The 1,518-nt window shown below is 65.3% G+C and carries 3 protein-coding genes; all 3 read left to right on the forward strand.

Going from position 1 to position 1,518, the window contains the following annotated elements:
• A partial coding sequence (locus U5809_RS34710) for a hypothetical protein (protein ID WP_415877982.1) occupies positions 1–402 on the forward strand: 402 nt, incomplete at its 5' end.
• Between the two features lie 15 nt (positions 403–417).
• Positions 418–600, forward strand: coding sequence for a hypothetical protein (locus U5809_RS34510; protein WP_322089841.1), 183 nt, complete (start codon positions 418–420; stop codon positions 598–600).
• A 36-nt stretch (positions 601–636) separates the two neighbouring features.
• The coding region (locus U5809_RS34515) for a hypothetical protein (protein ID WP_322089840.1) at positions 637–1,518 on the forward strand (882 nt) is incomplete at its 3' end.

The raw sequence follows: 1,518 nt of genomic DNA on the forward strand, positions 1-1,518 counted from the left end.
TTCGCCGACGACAGACCGGTCGAGGTCGAGGTCGACAGGGACGTGATCGAGCTGTTAGCCGAAGACAGGCCGGTCGACGTGGAAGTCGACAGCGAAGTGATCGAGCTGTTCGCCGACGACAGGCCGGTCGAGGTCGAGGTCGACAGCGAGGTGATCGAGCTGTTAGCCGACGACAGGCCAGTCGAAGTCGAGGAAGACAGCGATGTCACCGAGCTGTTGGTCGAGCTGAGGCCCGTGGACAGCGACGTGATGCCGGTCGAAAGCGAGGCGATAGCGCTGCCGGACGTCGACACCGTGGTCGACAGCGAGTCGACGATCGAATTGGTTGCGAACAGCTGCGAGCCATTGATCGCATCGGTGCTGGTCGCGGTGATTTGGCCGGCTGCAACGTTGGTGACCTGACGCTCGGCGCCAGGCTTGCCGACGCTGACCACACTGGTCGGATTGCCGCCCTCGAACGTTGCGGTTACACCGCCGATGGTGCCGGTCGGCGTCTTGACCGGCGCCGCCGTAACAGAGCCGCTGCCAAGCGCGACGTCGCCGGCATTGTTGGCGACCGCGCTCGGGCCGATCGCGACCGAATCGGTGCCGAGCGCCTGACTGTCGGCGCCGGACGAGTTCGCGTGGAAGTACTTGATGCCCTGGCTGTTGATGTTGTTGATCGCCGAGCCGACACTGTTGGCGGTCGACGTCGTGCCATTCGCGTTGTACGTCGTATATGCCGGAGCGGAGACGGTCCCGGTCGTCGGGTCGTACGTAGAGCCGCCGCCGAGCGCCGATGCCGTGCTCGTGCCGAGGTTGTTCGTCTTCGTCGTGACCGAGCTCAGGCCGGTCGACAGCGAGTTGATGCCGGTCGAGGCCGAGGTGGACAGCGACGAAATCGAGCTGGTGGCAGACGACAGACCGGTCGACGTGGAGGTCGACAGCGAGGTGACCGAACTATTGGTCGACGAGAGGCCGGTCGACAGCGAGCCGATCGAGCTGGTGGCCGATGACAGACCGGTCGACGTGGAGGTCGACAGCGAAGTGACCGAGCTATTGGTCGACGAGAGGCCGGTCGACAGCGAGCCGATCGAGCTGGTGGCCGACGACAGACCCGTCGACGTGGAAGTCGACAGCGACGTGACCGAGCTGTTCGTCGACGAGAGGCCGGTCGACAGCGAGCCGATCGAGCTGGTGGCCGACGACAGGCCCGTCGACGTGGAAGTCGACAGCGACGTGACCGAGCTGTTCGTCGACGAGAGGCCGGTCGACAGCGAGCCGATCGAGCTGGTGGCCGACGACAGGCCCGTCGACGTGGACGTCGACAGCGACGTGACCGAGCTGTTCGTCGACGAAAGGCCGGTCGAGAGCGAACCGATCGAGCTGGTGGCCGACGACAGACCCGTCGACGTGGAAGTCGACAGCGACGTGACCGAGCTGTTCGTCGACGAGAGGCCAGTCGACAGCGAACCGATCGAGCTGGTGGCCGACGACAGGCCCGTCGACGTGGACGTCGACAGCGAAGTGACCGAGCTG

Source organism: Burkholderia sp. BCC1999, assembly GCF_905339975.1.
Classification (GTDB): domain Bacteria; phylum Pseudomonadota; class Gammaproteobacteria; order Burkholderiales; family Burkholderiaceae; genus Burkholderia.